Origin of the sequence: Streptomyces sp. MNU76 (assembly GCF_020982545.1) — a bacterium.
Taxonomy (GTDB): Bacteria; Actinomycetota; Actinomycetes; order Streptomycetales; family Streptomycetaceae; genus Streptomyces.
This window is the reverse complement of the sequence record NZ_JAJKLK010000001.1, coordinates 502,840-523,998: the sequence shown is the minus strand read 5'-3', so window position 1 is coordinate 523,998 and position 21,159 is coordinate 502,840. Positions and strand designations below refer to the sequence as shown.

At 72.1% G+C, this 21,159-nt stretch carries 15 protein-coding genes and 3 pseudogenes; 7 read left to right on the top strand and 11 right to left on the bottom strand.

Going from position 1 to position 21,159, the window contains the following annotated elements:
* The first annotated feature begins 139 nt into the window (after positions 1–139).
* Both E4N62_RS02295 and E4N62_RS02290 read left to right on the top strand, forming a co-directional pair.
* Positions 140–1,216, top strand: coding sequence for a hypothetical protein (locus E4N62_RS02295; RefSeq protein ID WP_230211696.1), 1,077 nt, complete (start codon positions 140–142; stop codon positions 1,214–1,216).
* Entirely contained in the window at positions 1,171–1,827 is a 657-nt protein-coding gene (locus tag E4N62_RS02290; protein ID WP_374116910.1) for a zinc ribbon domain-containing protein, read from the top strand. The genes E4N62_RS02295 and E4N62_RS02290 overlap by 46 nt, the downstream gene beginning before the upstream one ends.
* On the opposite strand, the gene E4N62_RS02285 is transcribed toward E4N62_RS02290, so the two are convergent.
* Both E4N62_RS02285 and E4N62_RS02280 read right to left on the bottom strand, forming a co-directional pair.
* On the bottom strand, positions 1,731–3,527 hold the full coding sequence (locus E4N62_RS02285; RefSeq protein ID WP_230211695.1) for a TIGR03767 family metallophosphoesterase: 1,797 nt from the start codon (positions 3,525–3,527) through the stop codon (positions 1,731–1,733). The genes E4N62_RS02290 and E4N62_RS02285 overlap by 97 nt on opposite strands.
* Positions 3,528–3,880: 353 nt before the next feature.
* Complete coding sequence (locus E4N62_RS02280) at positions 3,881–4,345, bottom strand: NUDIX hydrolase (protein WP_230211694.1); 465 nt, start codon at positions 4,343–4,345, stop codon at positions 3,881–3,883.
* Between the two features lie 224 nt (positions 4,346–4,569).
* Here E4N62_RS02280 and E4N62_RS02275 point away from each other — a divergent pair, with 224 nt between their 5' ends.
* Positions 4,570–7,884, top strand: coding sequence for a S8 family serine peptidase (locus E4N62_RS02275; RefSeq protein ID WP_230211693.1), 3,315 nt, complete (start codon positions 4,570–4,572; stop codon positions 7,882–7,884).
* A gap of 119 nt (positions 7,885–8,003) precedes the next feature.
* Here the strand turns inward: E4N62_RS02275 and E4N62_RS02270 are convergent, their stop codons facing one another.
* Positions 8,004–8,996 carry a hypothetical protein gene (locus tag E4N62_RS02270; protein WP_230211692.1) on the bottom strand — a complete coding sequence of 331 codons (993 nt, stop codon included), beginning with the start codon at positions 8,994–8,996 and terminating at the stop codon, positions 8,004–8,006.
* 1 nt (position 8,997) lies between these two features.
* Positions 8,998–9,528 (bottom strand): RNA polymerase sigma factor, encoded by a 531-nt coding sequence (locus E4N62_RS02265; protein ID WP_374116909.1) that lies wholly within the window; start codon positions 9,526–9,528, stop codon positions 8,998–9,000.
* A gap of 357 nt (positions 9,529–9,885) precedes the next feature.
* On the opposite strand from E4N62_RS02265, the gene E4N62_RS02260 reads away from it, so the two are divergent.
* Positions 9,886–10,905, top strand: coding sequence for an aspartate-semialdehyde dehydrogenase (locus tag E4N62_RS02260; protein ID WP_215455503.1), 1,020 nt, complete (start codon positions 9,886–9,888; stop codon positions 10,903–10,905).
* Between the two features lie 61 nt (positions 10,906–10,966).
* On the opposite strand, the gene E4N62_RS47800 is transcribed toward E4N62_RS02260, so the two are convergent.
* Both E4N62_RS47800 and E4N62_RS02255 read right to left on the bottom strand, forming a co-directional pair.
* Positions 10,967–11,092: a hypothetical protein gene (locus E4N62_RS47800; RefSeq protein ID WP_268268902.1), complete on the bottom strand. Its 126-nt coding sequence runs from the start codon at positions 11,090–11,092 to the stop codon at positions 10,967–10,969.
* Between the two features lie 66 nt (positions 11,093–11,158).
* A complete protein-coding gene (locus E4N62_RS02255; protein WP_230211691.1) occupies positions 11,159–11,386 on the bottom strand; it encodes a ribbon-helix-helix protein, CopG family in 228 nt (75 codons plus the stop codon).
* A gap of 100 nt (positions 11,387–11,486) precedes the next feature.
* Here E4N62_RS02255 and pepN point away from each other — a divergent pair, with 100 nt between their 5' ends.
* The gene (pepN, locus tag E4N62_RS02250) at positions 11,487–14,066 is read left to right on the top strand and encodes an aminopeptidase N (protein ID WP_230211690.1); all 2,580 of its coding nucleotides are present in this window, start codon (positions 11,487–11,489) and stop codon (positions 14,064–14,066) included.
* Positions 14,067–14,211: 145 nt separating this feature from the next.
* On the opposite strand, the pseudogene E4N62_RS02245 reads toward pepN, so the two are convergent.
* Positions 14,212–15,117 (bottom strand): annotated as a pseudogene (locus E4N62_RS02245) (EamA family transporter); the annotation flags it as partial.
* A 111-nt stretch (positions 15,118–15,228) separates the two neighbouring features.
* Between E4N62_RS02245 and E4N62_RS48495 the strand changes: the two are divergent.
* Positions 15,229–15,747, top strand: a complete 519-nt coding sequence (locus tag E4N62_RS48495; RefSeq protein ID WP_308184823.1) for a MarR family transcriptional regulator — start codon at positions 15,229–15,231, stop codon at positions 15,745–15,747.
* Positions 15,748–15,859: 112 nt separating this feature from the next.
* On the opposite strand, the pseudogene E4N62_RS02235 reads toward E4N62_RS48495, so the two are convergent.
* Positions 15,860–17,476 (bottom strand): annotated as a pseudogene (locus E4N62_RS02235) (FAD-dependent monooxygenase); the annotation flags it as partial.
* 110 nt (positions 17,477–17,586) lie between these two features.
* Between E4N62_RS02235 and E4N62_RS02230 the strand changes: the two are divergent.
* Positions 17,587–18,162, top strand: a complete 576-nt coding sequence (locus E4N62_RS02230) for a TetR family transcriptional regulator (protein ID WP_230211688.1) — start codon at positions 17,587–17,589, stop codon at positions 18,160–18,162.
* An 81-nt stretch (positions 18,163–18,243) separates the two neighbouring features.
* On the opposite strand, the gene E4N62_RS02225 is transcribed toward E4N62_RS02230, so the two are convergent.
* The 3 genes and pseudogenes from E4N62_RS02225 to E4N62_RS02215 form a co-directional block, all read right to left on the bottom strand.
* Entirely contained in the window at positions 18,244–18,495 is a 252-nt protein-coding gene (locus E4N62_RS02225) for a hypothetical protein (protein WP_230211687.1), read from the bottom strand.
* A gap of 279 nt (positions 18,496–18,774) precedes the next feature.
* Positions 18,775–20,898: pseudogene (malQ, locus tag E4N62_RS02220) on the bottom strand (4-alpha-glucanotransferase).
* Positions 20,899–21,135 carry a hypothetical protein gene (locus E4N62_RS02215; RefSeq protein ID WP_215455510.1) on the bottom strand — a complete coding sequence of 79 codons (237 nt, stop codon included), beginning with the start codon at positions 21,133–21,135 and terminating at the stop codon, positions 20,899–20,901.
* Positions 21,136–21,159 lie beyond the last annotated feature (24 nt).

The window sequence follows — 21,159 nt, the reverse complement described above, 5'->3', positions numbered from 1 at the left end:
CGTAACCTTTTTCGGCCCCCGTCCGGACCAGCGGATATCGGCACTCGAACGCACGTACTTTAGTGCGGTCTTGTCCGGATTTGTCGACGGACGTGTAACAGAGGTTCATGGGCGGGCCCGAAGCGGGAACCTCCGGGTCATGACGCACAACACCCCGCTCTCCCCCCGCCCCCTCCGTCGCCTCTCGGACGTCACGCGCCGGGTGCTGACGGCCGCGCAGCTGCGCGCGCAGGGTGTCACCGCCGCCGAGACGAACGAGCGGTGCCGGCCCGGTGGCTCCTGGCAGCAGATCCTGCCGAGTGTGTTCCTGCTGCACCCGGGCCCGCCCACCTCGGAGGAGCGCCTGCACGCGGTGCTCTCGTACGCGGCCCGCTCCCCGTTCCGCGACACCTCCACCGGGGCCGGCGGCGTCGCCGGGGTCCCCGCGCAGCCGAACGCCGACGAGCCCCGCCCGGCGGCGACACCCCGCTACGCGGACGCGGTGATCACCGGGCTCGCCGCCCTGACGCTGCACGGCTTCGCGTCCGCTCCCCCCATCCCGTCCCTCGACACGATCGACGTCCTGGTCCCGCGGCTGCGCCGGCTGCGGACCGTGGGCTGCGCGCGGATCGTGCATACCTCGGCCGTGCCGACCCCGTCGTACGTGACCGGCCTGCCCGTCGCCCCCGTGCCGCGCGCCCTGGCGGACGCGGTCGGGGAACTCTCCGACGCGGCCACCGTGCGCAGGCTGCTGACGGAGGCGGTGCGCGGCGGGCACACCGAACCCGCCGCCGTGATCCGGGAGTTGACGGAGGCGCGGCTGCTGAACCGGCCGCAGGTGGCGGACGCGGTGGAGTCGCTGGTCGCGGAGGGGAGGGCCGTCGCGGAGGACCACCTGTACCGGATGGTCCGCGAACACGCCCTCCCCGACCCCGTCTGGAACGTGGACCTCCGCCTCCCCGGTGGTCCGCACCTCGGCGGCCTCGACGCGTACTGGCCGGAGCAGGCCGTCGCGGTCGAGCTGGACACCCGGGCCCCGCGCCAGGAGGACGACGCGCTGTGGTCCGAGTACGCCCGCAAGCGCGAGATGCTGGAGCGGCTCGGCATCACCGTCGTGCACGTCACGCCCCGCAAACTGCGTGACTCGCTGGAACAGCAGGCGGCCGTCGTCCGCACCGCGTTGATGGCGTCGTGCGACCGGGATCCGGCGGCGTACGTCGTGGTGCTTCCCCGGTAACCGGGAACTCGGACCACCAGGAGGGGAGAGGAAGGGCCGCCGATCGCTTCGGCGGCCCTTCCTCATGCCACGCATCGTGTGGTGGCGACGTGGAGCGTCGCAGAGTCGGGAGTTCGGGCGCGGAGCGCCCGCAGGACTGTCTGGCGAAGCCGGGGCGCTGTCGAACGTACGGCCGACGGGTCGCTGAATGGGGGGCGTTCATCGCGTACAAGGCCAAGAAGGCCGGGGTGCCGGTGGTGTACGTCGATCCAGCGCACACCTCCCGCACCTGCGCCGAGTGCGGCCGCATCGACAAGGCGAACCGGGTCTCCCAGGCGTGGTTCGCGTGCCGGTCCTGCGGATTCGTTGATCACGCGGACCGCAACAGCTCCCGCAACATCCGCGCCCGCGCGGAAGAGTTGTGGCGACGCGGGGCGCAGTCAACCGCCCCAGCCCCACCCCCGACATCCGAGGGCGGGACAGGACGCAAGCGCAGCACCACAACCAGTGGCGCCCGCTCTGCAAGCCCGGGACTTCAGCCCCGGGTCGTTGACCCCTTGCGGAGGACCAGCTCCGTGTTGCGGTCACCGGCCTTGCCGGTGAGGGTGTCACGGCGGCCGGGGGCGTTGTAGGACAGCTCGCGGTAGAGGGCGGCGAGGCCGGTCTGCGAGAGGTCCGTGAAGTCGGTGGTGTGCGGGGCGGCTGATTCGATCAGCGTGGTGAAGACGGAGAGCGTGCCGTCCTTGTTGTCCACCAGCTCGATGACGCGGGCGAGTTGGGGGAAGTCGATGTGGGAGGCCGTGGAGATCTCCCAGAACGAGCCGCCGCCCGATGCCGAGTGCGGGGTGATGCGGTTGCGGTGGCTGTGGCCGTTCACCCAGGCCAGTACGTTGCGGTGGCGGCCGAGCAGCGCGAGCACCTCGTCACCGCCGTGGCGGGCCTCGGTGGGGCGGGCGGGGTCCTTGCGCAGGTTGCGCATCGACGTGCTGGTGTGGTGGCTGAAGACGACGGCGTACGAGCCGTCCTTGGCCGCCTCCTTCAACGTACGGTCCAGCCACTTGAGTTGGGCCGTGCCGAGCGATCCCTCGTAGTGCCCGCCGGGGTCGGTGGAGTCGAGGCTGACGCCGATGACGTCGTCGGCGACGCGGAAGGCGTAGTACTGGGTGCGGGCGTCGAGGTTGGCCTGCGAGTAGCCGTGGCCGACCGGGCCGGGGCCGGCGTGGGCCGGGTCCAGGTGGGCCCGGAGGTACTCCTGCGGGGTGAAGGGGGCGCGGTTCTCGTCCGGGGTGACCGAACGCATCTTCTTCGCCTGGGCCTTGAGGACGGCCTTCCAGTCGGCACCCTTGGGGTCGCCGCCGCTCTTGACGTTGTCCCAGAGGGCCTTGCCGACCTGCTCGTCCAGCGTCATCAACTTCCTGCCGCCGACCGCGAAGTCCGCGAAGAAGGAGTCGCCGGGGGCGTAGCAGCCGCCCGGGAGGGAGTCGTGGTTGCCGACCGTGGAGTACCAGGGGACGTTCAGGCCGGGGCTGTTGACCTCACGGATCGCGGCGGCCAGGAAACCGTCCAGGCGGGGGAAGCCGAGCTGCTTGTCTGCGTCGCGGAGAGCCGCGTCCGGCTGCCAGTAGAGCTTCAGGCCGCTGTTCTGGACGCCCTCGTAGCGGCGCGGGTCCCCGGAGTTGGGGGTGACCCGGCCGCCGCTCATCACCTTCAGGAACCAGTCCAGTTCCGTCCGGGAGTTGTTGTCGGTGTTGTCGCCGGTCGTCATCACGAAGTGGAGCGGGGAACCGGTCACCGGGGCCCCGCGCAGCGCGTTCACCCGTTCGACGAGCGAGACGGCGCCGGCCACGGACAGCGCCTCCTGGGGCCGCCACGCGCTGGCGGTCTGGGCGCGCAGGTACTCGTAGCGCAGCGGGTGCTGGACGTCGACCACGTGCAGGTCGGTGAACTGCACGAAGGACGCCAGGGTCGTACGGCGCTTCTCGCGGCCGGCCTTGGGGGTGGCGAGGTCGCCGCGCACGACCCGCGCCCAGGCCGGGCCGGAGCCGAGGCGGCGGTAGCCGGAGGAGGTGCGGGGCGCGGCGACCGAGGCGAGGGTGGTGCCCCGGGTGTACGGCGCGAGGGGTGCGGCCGGGGCCTCTCTGTTCGAGAGGTTGGCCAAGGGGACCTCGGTGGCCGTGGCGCGGTCGGCGGCGGAGGCGGCGGCGTGGGCTTCGGTCTCCGGCCGCAGGGCGAAGCCGACGCCCGCGGCGAGGCCGACCGCGCCGGTGGCGGCGAGGAAGGCCCGGCGGTCAGGGTTGGTGGCGGCGGCAGCGACTGAGCGTATGCGCGACATGGCGCGGTCTCCCCGAATGCGAACGCGTCGGAAGTGGTCGCGGGGCCGCTCCGCGGTGGGGGCCGGAGTGGGGTTCCCGCTCTTCCTCGATGCTTGGCAGCGGGGGTGGCCTGGACGTTAACGACGTCGCAACGGGCGGCGCCGATCACCGTACGTCGATCTTCGGGGACGGGGTGCGTTCACTGGGGGTTCCCGAATGTGAGGGGAGGGACGGGAAGGGGTCACTCCTTGTTCATCTGACGGGGTACGGCACCTATTCGCCGCAGCGGCTTCGGTGATTCGGTGGGTGCGGGTGCGTCGTGGTTGTTCGCGCCCCGCGGCGGTAGCCGCATGTTCAGTACTGCCCCGCGCCCCTAAGGGGTCGCCGGTGGTTCCAGGTGGCCGTTGGCCGGGCGTTCTCGCCACAGGCGTAGGCCCACGTCCACCAGGCCCACCCGCTCCAGGGTCGGGATCTCGCCCAGGGGGTGCCAGGCGGCCATGTCCGTGGAGCCGTTGGTCTCGTGGCGGAGGTCGCCGCCTGTGACGCGGGCCTCGTAGACGATGCGGAGGGCCTGGTGGTCGGCGCGGGTGCCGAGGTGGCGGGGGTAGGTGCGCCGGCCGGTGTCGATGCCGAGGAGGACCGTGGGCTCGACGGTGTAGCCGGTCTCCTCGGCGGCCTCCCGGACGACCGTGGCGTAGGGGTCCTCGCCGTGGTCCATGCCGCCGCCGGGCAGGGTCCACTTCTTCTCGCCGCCGTCCCGGGAGACCCAGCGGGCCAGCAGCAGCTGTCCGTCGCGCACACAGACGGCGTAGGCCGCCACCCTCAACTCCTCGCGCATGCACAGACGTTAGCCAAAATGTCCACTCATGGACGGTCATCACCCTCATGCCGGGTGGCGGGTTTACGCCATGACACAATCCCGCCTCGGTCAACCCTCCCCAAACATGTGTCACTTCGGTAAGGCTGAGCGATCATCCGGCACCGCATAACGGACCGGACCGATCCGAACCCGCCGCTCGGATCATCAATGTTCGTTCTCACCTGAATTCCTTACCTACAGGGATGCTGATGACCCTCACCCCCCACCCCGGCTCTGGCCCGGGTGCGAGACGCGTGGCCCGGATTGCCGTGGCCGCGGGACTGGTCGCCGCGCTCTCCGCGGCCGGGCCGATACCCCTGGCCTTCTCGGCGGACGACCCGTCCGCCGCCGTCCCGGCGGACGGCGGCGTCAAGTCCGCGCACGACAAGCTCGGTTCGACCGACGCCGATCTGCTCGCCGAGGCCAAGGCCGACGGCGACAAGAACGTCACGATGATGATCGCCACCACGCCCGGCAAGACCGAGCAGGTCGCCGAGCAGCTGGACGCGGTCAAGGGCGGCTCCGTGGGCCGCACCTACGACAAGCTCGGCTACGTCCGCGCCACGGTCCCGACCAAGAGCGCCGACTCGGCCATCTCGGCCGCCGCGAAGCTCTCCTCCGTCCAGGGCATCGACCTGCGCCAGGAGATCGTCCTCGACGACCCCTCGCCGGTCTCGGCCAAGGACGCGAAGTCGGGGGCCAAGGCGGCCAAGACATACCCGGGGCCCAGCAAGAAGACCCCCGCCGAGAACCCGTACAACCCGTCCTTCGAGACGGGCGCCGTCGACTTCGTGAAGCAGAACCCGAAGGCGGACGGCCGGGGTATCACCATCGGCGTCCTGGACTCCGGCGTCGACCTCGCGCACCCCGCGCTGCAGAAGACCACCACCGGCAAGCGCAAGATCGTCGACTGGGTGACGTCCACCGACCCGATCGTCGACGGCGACGGCAGCTGGCGCCCGATGACGAACTCGGTCGCCGGTCCCACCTTCACCTACGGCGGCCAGACCTGGACCGCGCCCACGGGCTCGTACTCCGTCAACCTCTTCCGTGAGTCGATCACGGCGGCCGGTGACGCGGCGGGCGACGTGAACCGCGACGGCGACACCACCGACGCATGGGGCGTGCTCTACGACGCGGCGGCCGGCACGGTCACCGTCGACGTCAACCAGAACTTCGACTTCACCGACGACAAGCCGATGAAGCCGTACAAGGACGGCTACCAGATCGGCTACTTCGGCACCGACGACCCGTCGACCGACGTCGCCGAGCGCCAGCCGTTCGTCGTGGAGTACCGCAAGGACGTCCCGATGGACCCCTTCGGGGGCGACTGGGTCGGCAAGAAGGCCGACTTCGTCAACATCGGTCTCATCTCCAGCGAGCACGGCACCCACGTCGCCGGCATCACCGCCGCGAAGGGCCTGTTCGGCGGCAAGATGAACGGCGCCGCTCCCGGTGCGCAGATCGTCTCCTCCCGCGCCTGCGAGTTCGGCCCCGGCTGCACCAACGTGGCGCTCACCGAGGGCATGATCGACCTCGTCGTCAACCGCGGTGTCGACATCGTCAACATGTCGATCGGCGGCCTCCCGGCGCTGAACGACGGCAACAACGCGCGCGCCGAGCTCTACACGCGCCTCATCGACACCTACGGCGTCCAGCTGGTCATCTCGGCCGGCAACTCGGGCCCGGGTGCCAACACGATCGGCGACCCCGGCCTGGCCGACAAGGTCATCTCGGTCGGCGCGTCCGTCTCCAAGGAGACCTGGGCGGCCAACTACGGCTCGAAGGTCACCAAGAAGAACCAGCTGTTCAACTTCTCCTCGCGCGGCCCGCGTGAGGACGGCGGCTTCACGCCCACCCTGGTCGCGCCCGGCGCCTCGATCAACACCACGCAGACCTGGCTGCCGGGCGGCCCGGTCCCCGAGGCGGGCTACCCGCTCCCGGCCGGCTACCAGATGCTCAACGGCACCTCGATGTCCTCCCCGCAGGCGGCCGGCTCCTCCGCGCTGCTGCTGAGCGCCGCGAAGCAGAAGGGCATCGACCTGACGCCCGCGAAGCTGCGCACCGCGCTGACCTCGACCGCCGACCACATCAGCGGTGTCCAGGCGTACGCCGAGGGCGCAGGTCTGATGAACATCGTCGACGCATGGAAGTCGATCAAGAAGGGCGCGACCGCGCACGAGTACTCGGTCAAGGCCCCCGTCGACACGGCGATCGACTTCGCGCTGAAGACGCCGGGCTTCGGCACCGGCCTCTACGACCGTGAGGGCGGCCTGAAGGTCGGGCAGAAGAAGACGTACGAGGTGACCGTCACCCGTACCACGGGCGCCGCCAAGGCGATCCGCCACGAGCTGCACCTGGAAAACAACCGGGACAGGACGTTCCGGATCGTCGGCGACGACGTGGTCTCCCTGCCGCTGAACAAGCCGGTCACCGTGAAGATCGCCGCCAAGCCGAAGAACTCCGGCATCAGCAGCGCGATCCTGGAGATCGACGACCCGAAGACCGTCGGCATCGACCGGCAGGTCCTCAACACGGTGGTCGCGTCCACGCCGCTGAAGTACACCCACTCGGCGTCCGGCAAGGTCCAGCGCAACTCCTCCAAGTCGTACTTCGTCACCGTTCCCGAGGGTGCCAAGACCCTCGAGGTCGCGATCAGCGGGCTGAAGGGCAAGAGCCAGACCCGGTTCATCGCCAACCACCCGTACGGCCTGGCGGTCGAGAGCACCAGCTCGCTGACCTGCTACAGCAACTTCCAGGACGGCGGGGGCTGCAAGCCGGACGTGCGCTCGTACGCCAACCCGCAGCCCGGTGTCTGGGAGATCGAGGTCGAGTCGCGCCGTACGTCGCCGCTGCTCGACAACCCCTACAAGCTGAACTTCGCGGTCTACGGCGCGAACTTCGACCCGGAGGTCGTCACCGTCCCCGAGGCCAAGGTCGGCACCCCGACCGCCGCCACCTGGAAGGTGACCAACGCTCTCGCCCCGGTCGACGGCAAGCTGGCGGGCGGCCCGCTGGGCTCGGCCAAGACCGACCGGCCGACCATCGCGACCGGTGACACCCAGACGACCACGGTCGAGGTGCCCGCGGGCGCCGAGTCCCTGGACGTCGCCATCGGCAACACCGCGGACACGGGCGCCGACCTGGACCTGTACGTCTACGACGCCGCGGGCACCCAGATCGCGAGCTCCGCGGACGGCGACTCCGAGGAGTCCGTCTCCGTCCCGAAGCCGGCCGCCGGTACGTACACCATCGAGGTCGTCGGCTACGCGGTTCCGGCCGGGTCGACCGCGTACGACTACCGCGACGTGTTCTTCTCCTCCGCCCTGGGCGAGGTGAAGGTCGCGGACACCGCCGTCAAGCTCGGTACGGGCGCGTCGGTCACCGTCTCCGGTGACGTCGTCGCGGCCGCCGAGGGCCCGGCCGGCCGGGAGTTCTTCGGCCAGGTCCAGCTGGTGAACGCGCGCGGCACCGCCGCGGGCACCGGCAGCGTGCGGATCGAGAAGGTCACGCCGTAGTGCGCCGGTAGTGCGTGAGCCGTACTGAGGCGAACGGAGGGGCGGGTGTCCGGCTGGACACCCGCCCCTTCGCGCTGCTCCCCTTCCGGTCCCCTTCCGGCTCCCGGTCGTTCAGCGGGTCAGTCGCACTTGATCCGCTTCGAGTCCGGCAGCGCCGCCTCGATCCAGGCCCGCTCGCGGGCGATCTCCGCCTCCTTCGTGGTCCAGATGTCCGGCTGCGCGCTGTCCCGGGGGATGCCGAGGAGGACGTGGTCGCCCTCCTTCAGACGGGGGTCGACGTCCTGGCTCATCGGGAAGACGATCCGGTCCTCGCCCTTGTCGGGCTTGATCCAGTGGTCCACCTCCACCGTGATCCGGTCCTGCTCGGCCCCCGGCACGGGTTCGACCTCGGTGACGGTGCCCTCCACGATCGTGCGGGCACAGGCCACGTACCCCTCCCGGCTGAGCGAGGCGGACGCGTCCCCCCGGTCGCCGTAGTCCGTGTTCCCGGTGTCCCCGCTCGACTGCTCGGAGACGCCGGCGTCGCGCGCCTTCGTGCTGCTCGCCCCGTCACCGGTCTGCATGACCCCCCAGCCGATGGCGAGGACCACGGAGGCGGCGGCCGCGGCGGCGAGGGTGCCGCCGGTGATCCGCAGGGCGCGCCGGGCGCGGGACGGCCGCGACGGCAGGGGGGTCACCGACGCGGTGGGGGCCGACGCGGTCCCGGACACCGGCCCGGGGTCCGTCTCGGCACCGGCCGTGTCCCCCGGCCGCGCGGCCCCCACTCGCCCCGGCGCGACCCCGGTCACGGCGTCCTCGTCCGGCGCCGCCAGGGCCTCGCCGATCAGCCCCAGCTGCTCCCGCAGCAGCGCGAGGTCGGCGACGGCCGCCTCGTGGGACGCCACGTACTCGGCGTCCCGCAGGGCGTCCTCGGGCAACGGTTCGTCGAGAAGGGCCGCCATCAGCGCGTCCATACCGGCGTAGGCGGTGCCGTCGTACGTGGGCTCGTCGTGCGCGGCGCCGTCGCGAGCGGCGGAGCCGTCGTGCGTGGGGCCGTCCTCGGGCGGAGGGCCCTCGTGGGCGCGGAGCGCCTCCTGCTCGGTGTCGCGTCGGCTGTCGTCCCGGGCGGTCATGTCACACCACCTCGTCCTCGTGCAGGCGGGTGCGCAGGGCGCGGACCGCCGAGTGGAGCCTGCTCTTGACCGTGCCCTCGGGGATGCCGAGCTCGTCGGCGATCCCGCGTACCGGCAGGTCGGCGTAGAAGCGCAGGACGAGGACCTGACGCAGGGCGTCGGGCAGCTCGTCCAGGCCTCGGGCGACGGCGAGCGAGAGCACGCTGGAGTCCTCGCCCGAGGGGTGCTCGTGCTGGCGCAGCGAGGCGAGCCGCTCCCCCAGGCGCTCCTGGCGGCGCTTGGCGCGGTGCCAGTCCATCGCCAGGTTGGAGGCGACCACCGCCGCCCACGCGGACACGTCCCGCGGCGCCTCCCGGCCGCTCGCGGCCCGCTCCAGCAGCCGCAGCCGTACCTGCTGTACCCCGTCCAGCAGGTCCGACTGCGGCACGCCGCCGAGCGCGAGCACGGCACGCACCCGCCGCTCCTGGGCCGCGTCCAGTGGGTCGTCCGGCTCCTGGACCCCCTGGACGTGGCGCGCCTTTCTGCGCAGCACAGCCACCCCTCCCCTCCCGCGTTTCCCCTACGACGCCGCCGCGGGCCGAAACGTTCGGCGGGTTCGGCACGACTTTCACGGTTCGGCGCAGAGGCGTACGTCACACCTTCGCGTGCACCCGGTCGGCGTGGGCAGGGTCGAGGCAGCACAGCTTGCGGCACGGAGCCGCCGTAGGGCGAATTTCTCCAGCTCAGCAGGGGTGCCACCCGAAGAAGCGGCTCCCCTGCCGGGAGCGGGGCCGTCCCGTCCCTCGGGCGTTCCGGTCAAAGGATTGGACAGGCGGACCCGGGCTGACCGCATGATGGAAAGGCCTCGGCCATGCCGCAGACACACACAAGCCACGTCAAAGGAGTCGCCGTGAGGGTCGGAATCGTCGGAGCCACCGGTCAGGTCGGCACGGTCATGCGCAAGATCCTCAAGGACCGCGACTTCCCGACGCGCGAGCTGCGCCTGTTCGCGTCCGCCCGCTCGGCCGGTTCGGTCATCGACGGCGTGACGGTCGAGGACGCGGCGACCGCCGACTACTCCGGCCTCGACATCGTCCTGTTCTCCGCGGGCGGCGCGACCTCGAAGGCGCTGGCCGAGAAGGTGGCCTCGCAGGGCGCGGTCGTGATCGACAACTCCTCCGCCTGGCGCCGCGACCCCGAGGTGCCCCTCGTGGTCTCCGAGGTGAACCCGCACGCGATCGCGGACCGCCCCAAGGGCATCATCGCCAACCCGAACTGCACGACGATGGCCGCGATGCCGGTCCTGCGTCCGCTGCACGAGGAGGCGGGCCTCGAAGCGCTGGTCGTCGCCACCTATCAGGCGGTCTCCGGTTCCGGTCTGGCCGGCGTCGCGGAGCTGCACGGCCAGGTCCAGAAGGTCGCGGCCGACGCGGACAAGCTGACCCACGACGGCTCGGCGGTGGACTTCCCCGAGCCCGGCGTCTACAAGCGGCCCATCGCCTTCAACGTGCTCCCGCTCGCGGGGTCGATCGTCGACGACGGTCTGCACGAGACGGACGAGGAGCAGAAGCTCCGCCACGAGTCCCGCAAGATCCTGGAGATCCCCGGTCTCAAGGTCTCCGGCACCTGCGTCCGCGTCCCGGTCTTCTCCGGGCACTCCCTCCAGGTCAACGCCCGCTTCGCCCGCCCGATCAGCGTGGAGCGCGCGACGGAGCTGCTGGCCGGCGCCCCGGGCGTGGCCCTCTCCGACATCCCGACCCCTCTCCAGGCCGCCGGCCAGGACCCCTCCTTCGTCGGCCGCATCCGCGCCGACGAGACCGTGGACAACGGCCTCGCCCTGTTCGTCTCCAACGACAACCTCCGCAAGGGCGCCGCGCTGAACGCGGTCCAGATCGCGGAGCTGGTGGCGGCGGAGCTGAACGAGAAGTAGGCGGACGACACGCGGAAGGGGCGCCCACCGGATGCCGGGGGCGCCCCTTTTTTTCGCCTGTTCAGAGGGCCAGTTGCTGCCGCAGGGCCCGATCGATCTCCTTGAGCAGGTGCGGCGGTACGGCACCGATCCGCAGGACGTCGTGCCCCGCTCGGCCGGCCATGCGGTGGGCGGCGGTGTCGGTCACGGGGACCGGCGGGCGCTGCTTGTTCGGGTCACGCCGACGCTCGGCTCAAGGTCGACCGGGTAAGTGTCACCGCGATTCATCAGAAAGGCTGTCCCCCGCCATGCGGCGCCACAAGTCCGCGTCCTCACTCGCGTGCCACTCGTCCCAGGCCTCCAGGTAGTCCTCCTCCAGAGTGGACTCGCGCAGCAACTGCACGGCGACATGTATCGCGGCGGATCCGGACAGCCCTTTCCGAGCCGCGTACTCATCGACGAATGCGACATCCTCCTGGGGCAGGCTCACGCTGATCCTCATACCGAGAACGCTACCGATGAGGCCGCCCGGTGGTGCATACCCGCACACCCCCACCCCATGGAAGGATGGCGCAACCCACACATACCGAGGAGATGACCGCGTGCCTGGCACAAACCTGACCCGCGACGAGGCTCAGCAGCGGGCGGCGCTGCTCAGCGTCGACTCGTACGAGATCGATCTCGACCTCTCCGGCGCGCAGGAGGGCGGCACCTACAGGTCCGTCACCACGGTGCGCTTCGACGTCGCGGAGAACGGCGCGACGTCCTTCATCGACCTGGTGGCCCCGACCGTCCACGAGGTGACCCTCAACGGCGACGCGCTGGACCCGGCGGAGGTCTTCGAGGACTCCCGGATCGCGCTGCCCGGCCTGCTGGAGGGCCGCAACATCCTGCGGGTCGTGGCCGACTGCGCCTACACCAACACGGGTGAGGGCCTGCACCGGTTCGTCGACCCGGTCGACCAACAGGCCTACCTGTACACCCAGTTCGAGGTCCCGGACGCGCGCCGGGTCTTCGCGTCGTTCGAACAGCCGGACCTCAAAGCCACCTTCCAGTTCACCGTGAAGGCCCCGTCCGGCTGGACCGTCATCTCCAACTCGCCGACACCGGAGCCCAAGGACGACATCTGGGTCTTCGAGCCGACGCCCCGGATCTCGACGTACATCACGGCGCTCATCGTCGGCCCGTACCACTCGGTGCACAGCGTGTACGAGAAGGACGGGCAGAGCGTGCCGCTCGGCATCTACTGCCGCCCGTCGCTCGCCGAGTACCTGGACTCCGACGCGATCTTCGAAGTCACCCGGCAGGGCTTCGACTGGTTCCAGGAGAAGTTCGACTACGCCTACCCGTTCGAGAAGTACGACCAGCTGTTCGTACCGGAGTTCAACGCGGGCGCGATGGAGAACGCGGGCGCGGTGACCATCCGCGACCAGTACGTCTTCCGGTCGAAGGTGACGGACGCCGCGTACGAGGTCCGCGCCGAGACCATCCTCCACGAGCTGGCCCACATGTGGTTCGGCGACCTGGTGACGATGGAGTGGTGGAACGACCTGTGGCTGAACGAGTCGTTCGCCACCTACACGTCGATCGCCTGCCAGGCGGACGCCCCCGGCTCGCGCTGGCCGCACTCCTGGACCACGTTCGCCAACTCCATGAAGACCTGGGCGTACCGGCAGGACCAGCTGCCGTCCACGCACCCGATCATGGCGGAGATCAACGACCTGGACGACGTCCTCGTCAACTTCGACGGCATCACCTACGCGAAGGGGGCTTCCGTCCTGAAGCAGCTCGTCGCGTACGTCGGCCAGGACGAGTTCTTCCGCGGCGTGCAGGCGTACTTCAAGGCGCACGCGTTCGGCAACACGCGCCTGTCCGATCTGCTGGGCGCCCTGGAGGAGACCTCCGGCCGCGATCTGAAGGCCTGGTCGAAGGCGTGGCTGGAGACGGCCGGTATCAACGTCCTGCGCCCGGAGATCGAGACCGACGAGCACGGCGTCATCACCTCCTTCGCGATCCGTCAGGAGGCCCCGGCGCTGCCGACGGGCGCGAAGGGCGAGCCGACGCTGCGCCCGCACCGCATCGCGGTCGGCCTGTACGAACTGGACGACGACAGCGGCAAGCTGGTCCGGGACGAGCGTGTCGAGCTGGACGTCGACGGCGAACTGACCGCCGTGCCGCAGCTGGTGGGCAGGCGCCGCCCGGCCGTGGTCCTCCTCAACGACGACGACCTGTCGTACGCGAAGGTCCGCCTCGACGAGCAGTCCCTCGCCTTCGTCACCGAGCACCTCGGCGACTTCGAGTCCTCCCTGCCCCGCGCCCTGTGCTGGGCCTCGGCCTGGGACATGACCCGCGACGCCGAGCTCGCGACCCGCGACTACCTGTCCCTGGTGCTCTCCGGCATCGGCAAGGAGTCCGACATCGGTGTCGTGCAGTCGCTGCACCGTCAGGTGAAGCTGGCGATCGAGCTGTACGCCGACCCGACGGCCCGCGAGGCGCTGCTGACGCGCTGGACGGACGCCACGCTCGCGCACCTGCGCGCGGCCGAGGCCGCCTCCGACCACCAGCTGGCGTGGGCGCGCGCGTTCGCCGCGACCGCCCGCACGCCTGAGCAGCTGGACCTGCTGGAGGCCCTGCTGGAGGGGACGCAGACGATCGAGGGACTGGCCGTCGACACCGAGCTGCGCTGGTCGTTCGTCCAGCGGCTCGCGGCGGTGGGCCGCTACGACGAGGCGGAGATCGCCGGCGAGTACGAGCGCGACAGGACGGCCGCCGGTGAGCGTCACGCGGCCACCGCCCGCGCCTCCCGCCCGACGCCCGAGGCCAAGGCCGAGGCCTGGTCGCAGGTCGTCGAGTCGGACAAGCTGCCCAACGCTCTCCAGGAAGCGGTCATCGGCGGCTTCGTCCAGACCGACCAGCGTGACCTCCTCGCCCCGTACACCGACAAGTACTTCGAGGTCGTCAAGTCCATCTGGGACGCCCGCTCCCACGAGATCGCCCAGCAGATCGCGGTCGGCCTCTACCCGACCGTCCAGGTCTCGGCCGACACCCTGCACAAGACGGACGCCTGGCTCGCCTCGGCCGAGCCGAACGCGGCCCTGCGCCGCCTGGTCTCGGAGTCCCGTTCGGGTGTCGAGCGCGCCCTGAGGGCCCAGGCCGCGGACGCGGCGGCGCCCTCGGAGTGACGAGGGCCGCCGCCATGACGGCGGGGCGCCCGGTGAGGTCACCGGGCGCCCCCGCCGATGTCGTCGGTCGGGGTGAGCGGTGGTCCGTGGCGGTCGCCGTCGGTCGGGGTGAGCCGTGGTCCCTGGTCGGCCCGGTCCTGGGCGCGGTCGGGCGGGGGCGGAGCTGGCCCAGGACGGTCGCGCCGAAGGCGATGGCCATGCCCAGGAGCTGGAGGGGCGTGAGGGCCTGACCGAGCGCCGCCCAGCCGACCACGGCCGCCGTCAGGGGGGAGAGGGGGCCGAGGAAGGTGACCTGGGTGGCGGAGAGGCGGCCGATGCCCCGGAACCAGAGCCAGTAGGAGACGGCGGTGTTGGCGAGGGCGAGGTAGAGGTAACCGCCGATCGCCCGGCCGTCCAGGGCCGGGGGTGCGCCCTCGACGAGCAGGGCGAGCGGGGCGATCAGCAGGCCGCCCGCGGTCAGCTGCCACCCGGTGAGGGCGAGGGGGCCGACACCGGCCGGACGTCCCCACCGCTTGGTGAGGACCGTGCCGGTGGACATGGAGGCCGTGGAGGCCAGCGCCGCGAGCACGCCGACCGGGTCCAGCGCGCCCGCCGCCTTCAGGACGACCAGGCTGACACCGAGGGCGGCGGCGATCCCGGTGAGCAGGGTGCGCAGGGTCGGCCGCTCCCCCAGGAGCACGGTCGCCAGGCCCGCGACGAACAGCGGGCCGACCGAGCCGACGACCGCCGCCATTCCGCCGGGCAGCCGGTAGGCGGAGAGGAAGAGCAGCGGGAAGAAGGCGCCGATGTTCAGCGCGCCCAGCACGGCGGCCTTCCCCCACCAGATCCCGCGCGGCAGCGTGCGGGAGATCGCCAGAAGCAGCAGACCCGCCGGGAGCGCCCGCACCAGGCCCGTGAACAGGGGACGGTCGGCCGGCAGGAACTCCGTCGTCACGGCGTAGGTGGTGCCCCAGGAGATGGGGGCGAGCGCGGTCAGGGCGATGAGGGGGAGCCGGCTCTCGGCGGGTGCGGCGTACGCGGTGTGCCCGGTGTGCGCGGTGCGCGCGGTCATGGGACGCGTCCTTCCCGAGGATTTAGCTTGCTTCCCATTAGCTTAACGCTAAGCTACTTTTCGTCAAGCCACTTTCTTGCGGCCGACCCATCGGCGTCCGATACTCACCTCATGAACCCGCGTTCCGAGCCCGACCAGCCGCTCCGCGACCCCGTCGACGCGATCATCGACCAGTGGGCGGCCGCCCGGCCCGACCTCGACACCACCGCGATGGCGGTCTTCGGCCGCGTCAACCGGCTCTCCCGGACCCTCGGCGACCTGATGGAGAAGACGTACGGGCGGTTCGGGATCTCGCGCGGCGAGTTCGACGTGCTCGCGACCCTGCGGCGCTCCGGCGAGCCGTTCACGCTCTCGCCGCGCCAACTCTCCGCCACGCTCATGCTCACCACCGGCGGCATGACCGGCCGCCTCGACAAACTCGAACGCGCGGGTCTCCTGCGCCGCTCCCCCGACCCGCACGACCGCCGCGCCCTCCAGGTCACCCTCACCGAGGAGGGCCTGAGCCTGATCGACGAAGCCGTCGGGGCGGGCGTCGCCGTCCAGGCCGAGGCGCTCGCCCACCTGAACGACGAACAGGCCGGCCAACTGGCCGACCTGTTGAGACTGCTGGTGGTGGGGACGGGGTCCTGAGCGGTCGTGGGGACGGGGTGCTGAGCGGGTCCTGAGGCTCCGCCCGAGCCGCCCGCTCGAGCCACCACCCGCGCCCGCTAAGCGGCCGCCCCCACCCACTGCGCGAGCGCCCCTCGACCGCCGCGTCGTCCGCGTCCTCCGCCGCCCAGGCCACGTAGCCGTCCGGACGGACGAGGACGGTGGTGCGGCGGTCGCTCGTCCAGGTCGCCGAGGTGAGGCGGTCCTTGCGTGCGCCGAGGACGAGGGGCTCGTTCGCACCCTGTGGGCCGTCGAGGGCGGCGGGCCGGGCGGCGGGCCGGGTCGCGCCGCGGGGGCCGACGAGGACGAAGCGGCCACCGCGCAGGGCCTCGTAGAGGCGGCCGGTGGACAGGGCGACGTCCGGCACACGGGTGCCGACCAGGCGGTGGGCGCCGCGCGGGGCGGGGTACTCGTAGCCGATCCCGGTGATCTGGCCGATCGCTCGGGTGCGGGCCGGGGGAACATGGTTGACGAAGGTGGTCAGGGCGGTGCGGAGCGCCAGCATCCAGGGGGACTTGGCCATGGCGAGACGGACGATGCCGCCGCTGCTGCGGAGCACGGCCCGGCCGACGGGGTGGCGTTCGGCCTGGTAGCTGTCGAGAAGGGCGGGGTCCGCGTGGCCGCCCAGGACCGCGGCCAGCTTCCAGCCCAGGTTGGCGGCGTCCTGGAGCCCGGTGTTCATGCCCTGCCCGCCGGCCGGGGTGTGCACATGGGCGGCGTCACCGGCGAGGAAGACCCGGCCGACCCGGTACGCGGGGGCCTGGCGCTCGTCGCAGTGGAAGCGGGACATCCAGCGGGCGTCCCGCATGCCGTAGTCGCGGCCGAGCGCGAGCCGGGTGATCTCCCTGACCTCGTCGAGGTCGAGCGGCTCGCTGTCGGGGACGTCACGGCCCCGGTGCCAGCCGATGACCCGGTGGTAGCCGTCGCCGAAGGGCGCGATGAAGGCGAAGGCGTCGCCGACGGCGTTCGCGGTCAGCACCTCCTCCGGCTGTTCGTCGAGCCGTACGTCCGCGAGGACCACGGAACGGATGACGGACTTCCCCGGGAACGGCAGCCCCACCGCCTCGCGGACCGCGCTGCGGTGCCCGTCCGTCCCGACGACGTACGCGGCGGTCAGCCGGTCGGTGCCACCGTCCGCCGTCCGTACGTCGACCGCGACACCGTCCGTGCTCCCGGCACCGTGCGCGCCCCCGGGGCCGTGCGCGCCCCCGGGGCCGCTCGCGATCTCGCCCGCGACCTCACCCTCGCCCTGCACGACCGCCGTCACCTCCGTCTCGTACCGGAACCGCACCCCGGCCTCCACCGCCCGCCGCTCCAGGACCTCCTCGACCTCGTACTGCGGGATCACCAGGAGGTGGTTGAAACGGGAGGGGAGGGTGTCGAGGCGGACGGAGAGGCGCCCGAAGAGGGCGATGCGGTCGAGGCGCCGGCCCCTGGCCTCCAGCTCGTCGGCGAGGCCCCGGGCGTCGAGCTGCTCCAGGGTGCGGGCGTGTGCGACGAAGGCCCGGGAGAGGTTGCTGATCCGGTGCTCGCGCTTCTCGACGAGGGTGACGGGGACGCCGGCGGCGGCGAGGTCGCCGGCGAGCAGCAGTCCGGTGGGACCGGCGCCCACCACGACGACGCCGCGCGGGTCGTGAGCGTCCTGGGCACCCTGGGCGTTCTGGGGGCGAAGGGTGCGGGTGGTGGTGTCGTCGTCGCGCTTGCCGTTCATGGCGGCCTCCTGCCAACACGTGTTGGTCAACGGTTGTTGGCCAACGCCTGTTGTCAAACGTAGGGACGCGACCCTGGACTGTCAACAGCTGTTGGCCTACGTTTGTTGGCATGAACGACACGGCACGACCCGCACCCCGCCGGTCCGACGCGACCAGGCACGCGATCCTCCGGGCGGCGCGCGAGCGGTTCGCGGCCGACGGGTACGACGGGGCCACCATCCGGGCGATCGCCAAGGACGCCCGGATCGATCCGTCGATGGTCATGCGGTACTACGGCTCGAAGGAGGGGCTGTACGCCGCGGCGCTCGACGTCGACCTGCGGCTGCCGGATCCCGGCGCGTTCGACGCGCGGGAGGTGGGCCGGGTGCTGGTGAGCCATTTCCTCGACCTCTGGGAGGAGAACGAGATGCTCACCGCGATGCTCCGGGTCGGCACCACGAACCAGGCGGGCGCCGAACGGATGCAGGGAGTCTTCCGGGACCAGTTGCTGCCGCTCGCCCGGCATGTGTGCCCGCGCCCCGAGGAGGCGGGGACCCGGGCCGCGCTCTGCGCGTCACAGGTGCTGGGGCTGGCTCTGACGCGTTACGTCCTGCGGTTCCCGCCGACCGTGGCGCTGAGCCGCGAGGAGATCGTGGAGTGGATGGGGCCGACCGTGCAGCGGTATCTCACGGCTCACCGGGCGTAGAACGCGCCGAGGGCACCCTCCGCACTGGTGTGCGGAGGGTGCCCTCGGCGATACGTGTTGAGGAAGGTGGGGCGGAGGCGGTCAGGCCTTCGCCTTGGCCTTCGGCTGACGGTCCGTGGACCCGTCCAGGACCATGACGAGGCCGGTGATCACCGCGAACAGGGCGAGCGGCGCGACGACGAAGAGGCCGAGCGTCTCGATCACGCTGAGGCCCGGGCCCGGGTCGTCGCCGTCGTCGGGCACCAGCGCGAGGGCGGGGGACGACATGAGCAGCATCATCAGCGTCGTACCGGCAGCCAGGGCGCCGGCGCGCAGGGCGTTCTTCTTGTCCACGCGCTAAAGGTAACGAACGCGGGTGGGGCGCGCGCGCGGGCGGGGGCGCCTTCTGGCTCGGGCAGGGGGCGCCTGGTAGCTCGGGGTACCGGTCTCGTATGCGGGTGCGGGTGCCTCGTGGTTGCTCGCGCAGTTCCCGCGCCCCTGGAAAGCAGGGGCTGCGCCCCGTGCTTTTCCCACGGCCCCGTCGCCTTCCAGGCCCGCAGGGCCTGGTCGCTTTAGGAGGGGAACTGCGCGAAGCCCACCGGGCCGCACCCGCCGACGAACCCGGCCCCCGAGCTATGAGGCGCCCCCACCCCCCCGCAGCACATCCACCAACGCGTGCAACCGGGGCGACGCCGCCAGTTCCTCCAGCGTCACCGCCCGCCCCGCCGCGTCAGCGATCGGCAGACGCCAGTTCGGATACTGATCCCACGTCCCCGGCAGATTCTGCGGGCGCCGGTCGCCGAGCGCGTCGGGGAGCCAGAGACCGATCATGCGCGCGGGGGTCCGGAGCAGAAAGCGGTGGAGGGCCTGGATCTGCGCTTCCTCGGAGGTCGTGGAGATACCCCCGCCGGCCCCGTCCAGCAGCCCCAGCCGGGCGAGGAGGGCCAGCCACTCCCCCGCGTCGGCGGCCGCCTCCGCCCGTTCCTCGTCCAGGGAGCGGGTCAGCAGACCCAGACCGTGGCGGAGGTCGACGTGGTCGCAGGTCAGCCGGGAGGCGGTCGGCGGCAGGTCGTGCGTGGTGGCGGTGGCGAGACAGTTCGCGCGCCAGTGTTCGGGCGGGAGCGGGCGGCCCGTGCCCTCCCAGTCGCGTTCGAACCAGAGCACGGACGTGCCCAGCACCCCGCGGGCGTCGAGGGCCTCGCGGACGCCGGGTTCGACCGTGCCCAGGTCCTCGCCGATCACCAGGGCGCCGGCCCGCTCCGCCTCCAGGACCAGGATCGCGAGCATGGCGTCGGCGTCGTAGCGGACGTACGTGCCCTCGGTCGGGGCCTCGCCCTGCGGGACCCACCAGAGCCGGAACAGGCCCATGACGTGGTCGATGCGGAGGGCGCCCGCATGGCGCAGCAGGGCGCGCAGGAGGCGCCGGTAGGGGGCGTACCCGGACTCGGCGAGGCGGTCGGGGCGCCAGGGCGGCAGGCCCCAGTCCTGGCCCCGCGAGTTGAAGGCGTCGGGGGGCGCGCCGACGGACATGCCGGCCGCGAAGTACTCCTGCTGGGCCCAGGCGTCGGCGCCGCCGGGGTGGACCCCGACCGCCAGGTCGTGCACCAGGCCGATGGGCATGCCGGCGTCGCGCGCGGAGCGCTGCGCGGAGCCGAGCTGCGCGTCGGTGAGCCAGGCGAGGCGGGTGTGGAAGTCGACGCGGTCCATCAACTCGCCGCGCGCGCGGGCGGTTTCGGCGGAGCGCGGGTCGCGCAGGGCATCGGGCCAGCGCGACCAGTCGGAGCCGTGGACCTCGGCGAGCGCGCACCAGGTGGCGTGGTCCTCCAGCGCCTGGCCCTCCTCGGCGAGGAAGTCCCAGTACGCGGCTCTGCGCCCGGGGCCGAGCGGGACGGCCCGCACCAGCTCCAGGGCCTCCCGTTTGAGGTCCCACACCGCGTCCCGGTCGATCAGCTCACCCTTGGCGAGCACGGAGTCCCGCAGGCGCGCGGCCCGCTCCGACAGCGCGCCGAGGCAGTCGTGGCCGTCGGGGGACGGGGCGGCGGCCTCCGCGAGGGCGTAGGGGTACTCGGGGACGTCCTCGACGCGCAGGTGGACGGGGTCCGGGTAGCGGCGGGAGGAGGGGCGGTACGGGGAGGGTCGGTGGGGGCGCCGGGTACGGCCGCGTGCAGCGGGTTGACCTGGACGAATCCGGCGCCGAGGGCGCGGCCTACCCAGGCGGACAGCTCGGCGAGGTCACCGAGGTCGCCCATGCCCCAGCTGCGCCGCGAGAGCAGGGAGTAGAGCTGGACGAGGAGGCCGTAGGTGCGGTCGGGCGGGCGGGCAGCCGGGCCGGGGCCACGACCAGGTGGGCCTCGGCGGTGCGGCCGTCGGGGCGGTGGCGCGCAGGGCGTGCACGCCCGGGGGCAGCTGCTCCGTCGTCGAGTGGAGTTCACCTTGTTCGGTCTCGACGCGCAGCCGGGTGCCCTCGGGGAGGGCGGTCAGCGCGGCCGGGGGTCCGCCGTCGGCCCACTGGACCAGGGTCGGCGGCAACAGCCGTGCGGACAGCTGCCGTTCGCGGGCGGCGAGGGCGGTGCGCACGGCCTCGGGGGTGCTCGCGTCGACGTCGAGCGCGGCGAGGACGGCCACGACCGCGCCGTCCGAGGCCGCGACCGTACGGTCCGGTGAGGAGCTGTAGGAGGTGGCCACGCCGTGCAGGGCGGCGAGCCGGGCCAGCGGGGTCTCGGGCGCCAGGCCCGAACCCCCTGGGTCTTCTGTCATCTAGACCCCCGATGCGGCGCCGTGGGACGTGGGTTCACTGGTGAGGGGAGCCGCGTCGGCGAGGGGCGGCTCGCTGGTGAGGGGGGCCGCGTCCGGGAGCGGCGGTTCACTGGTGAGCGGGACGTCGGCGCAGGGCCCCTCGGCGCTGAACACACAGACGTGCGGCTCGTGGAGCTCGTAGGGCTCCGCCTCGCGTTTGGAGCGGGCCTGGGTCGGCAGGGGGGTGGTCGTGGCCACGGGGGCCTCCTAGTCGTCGTACGG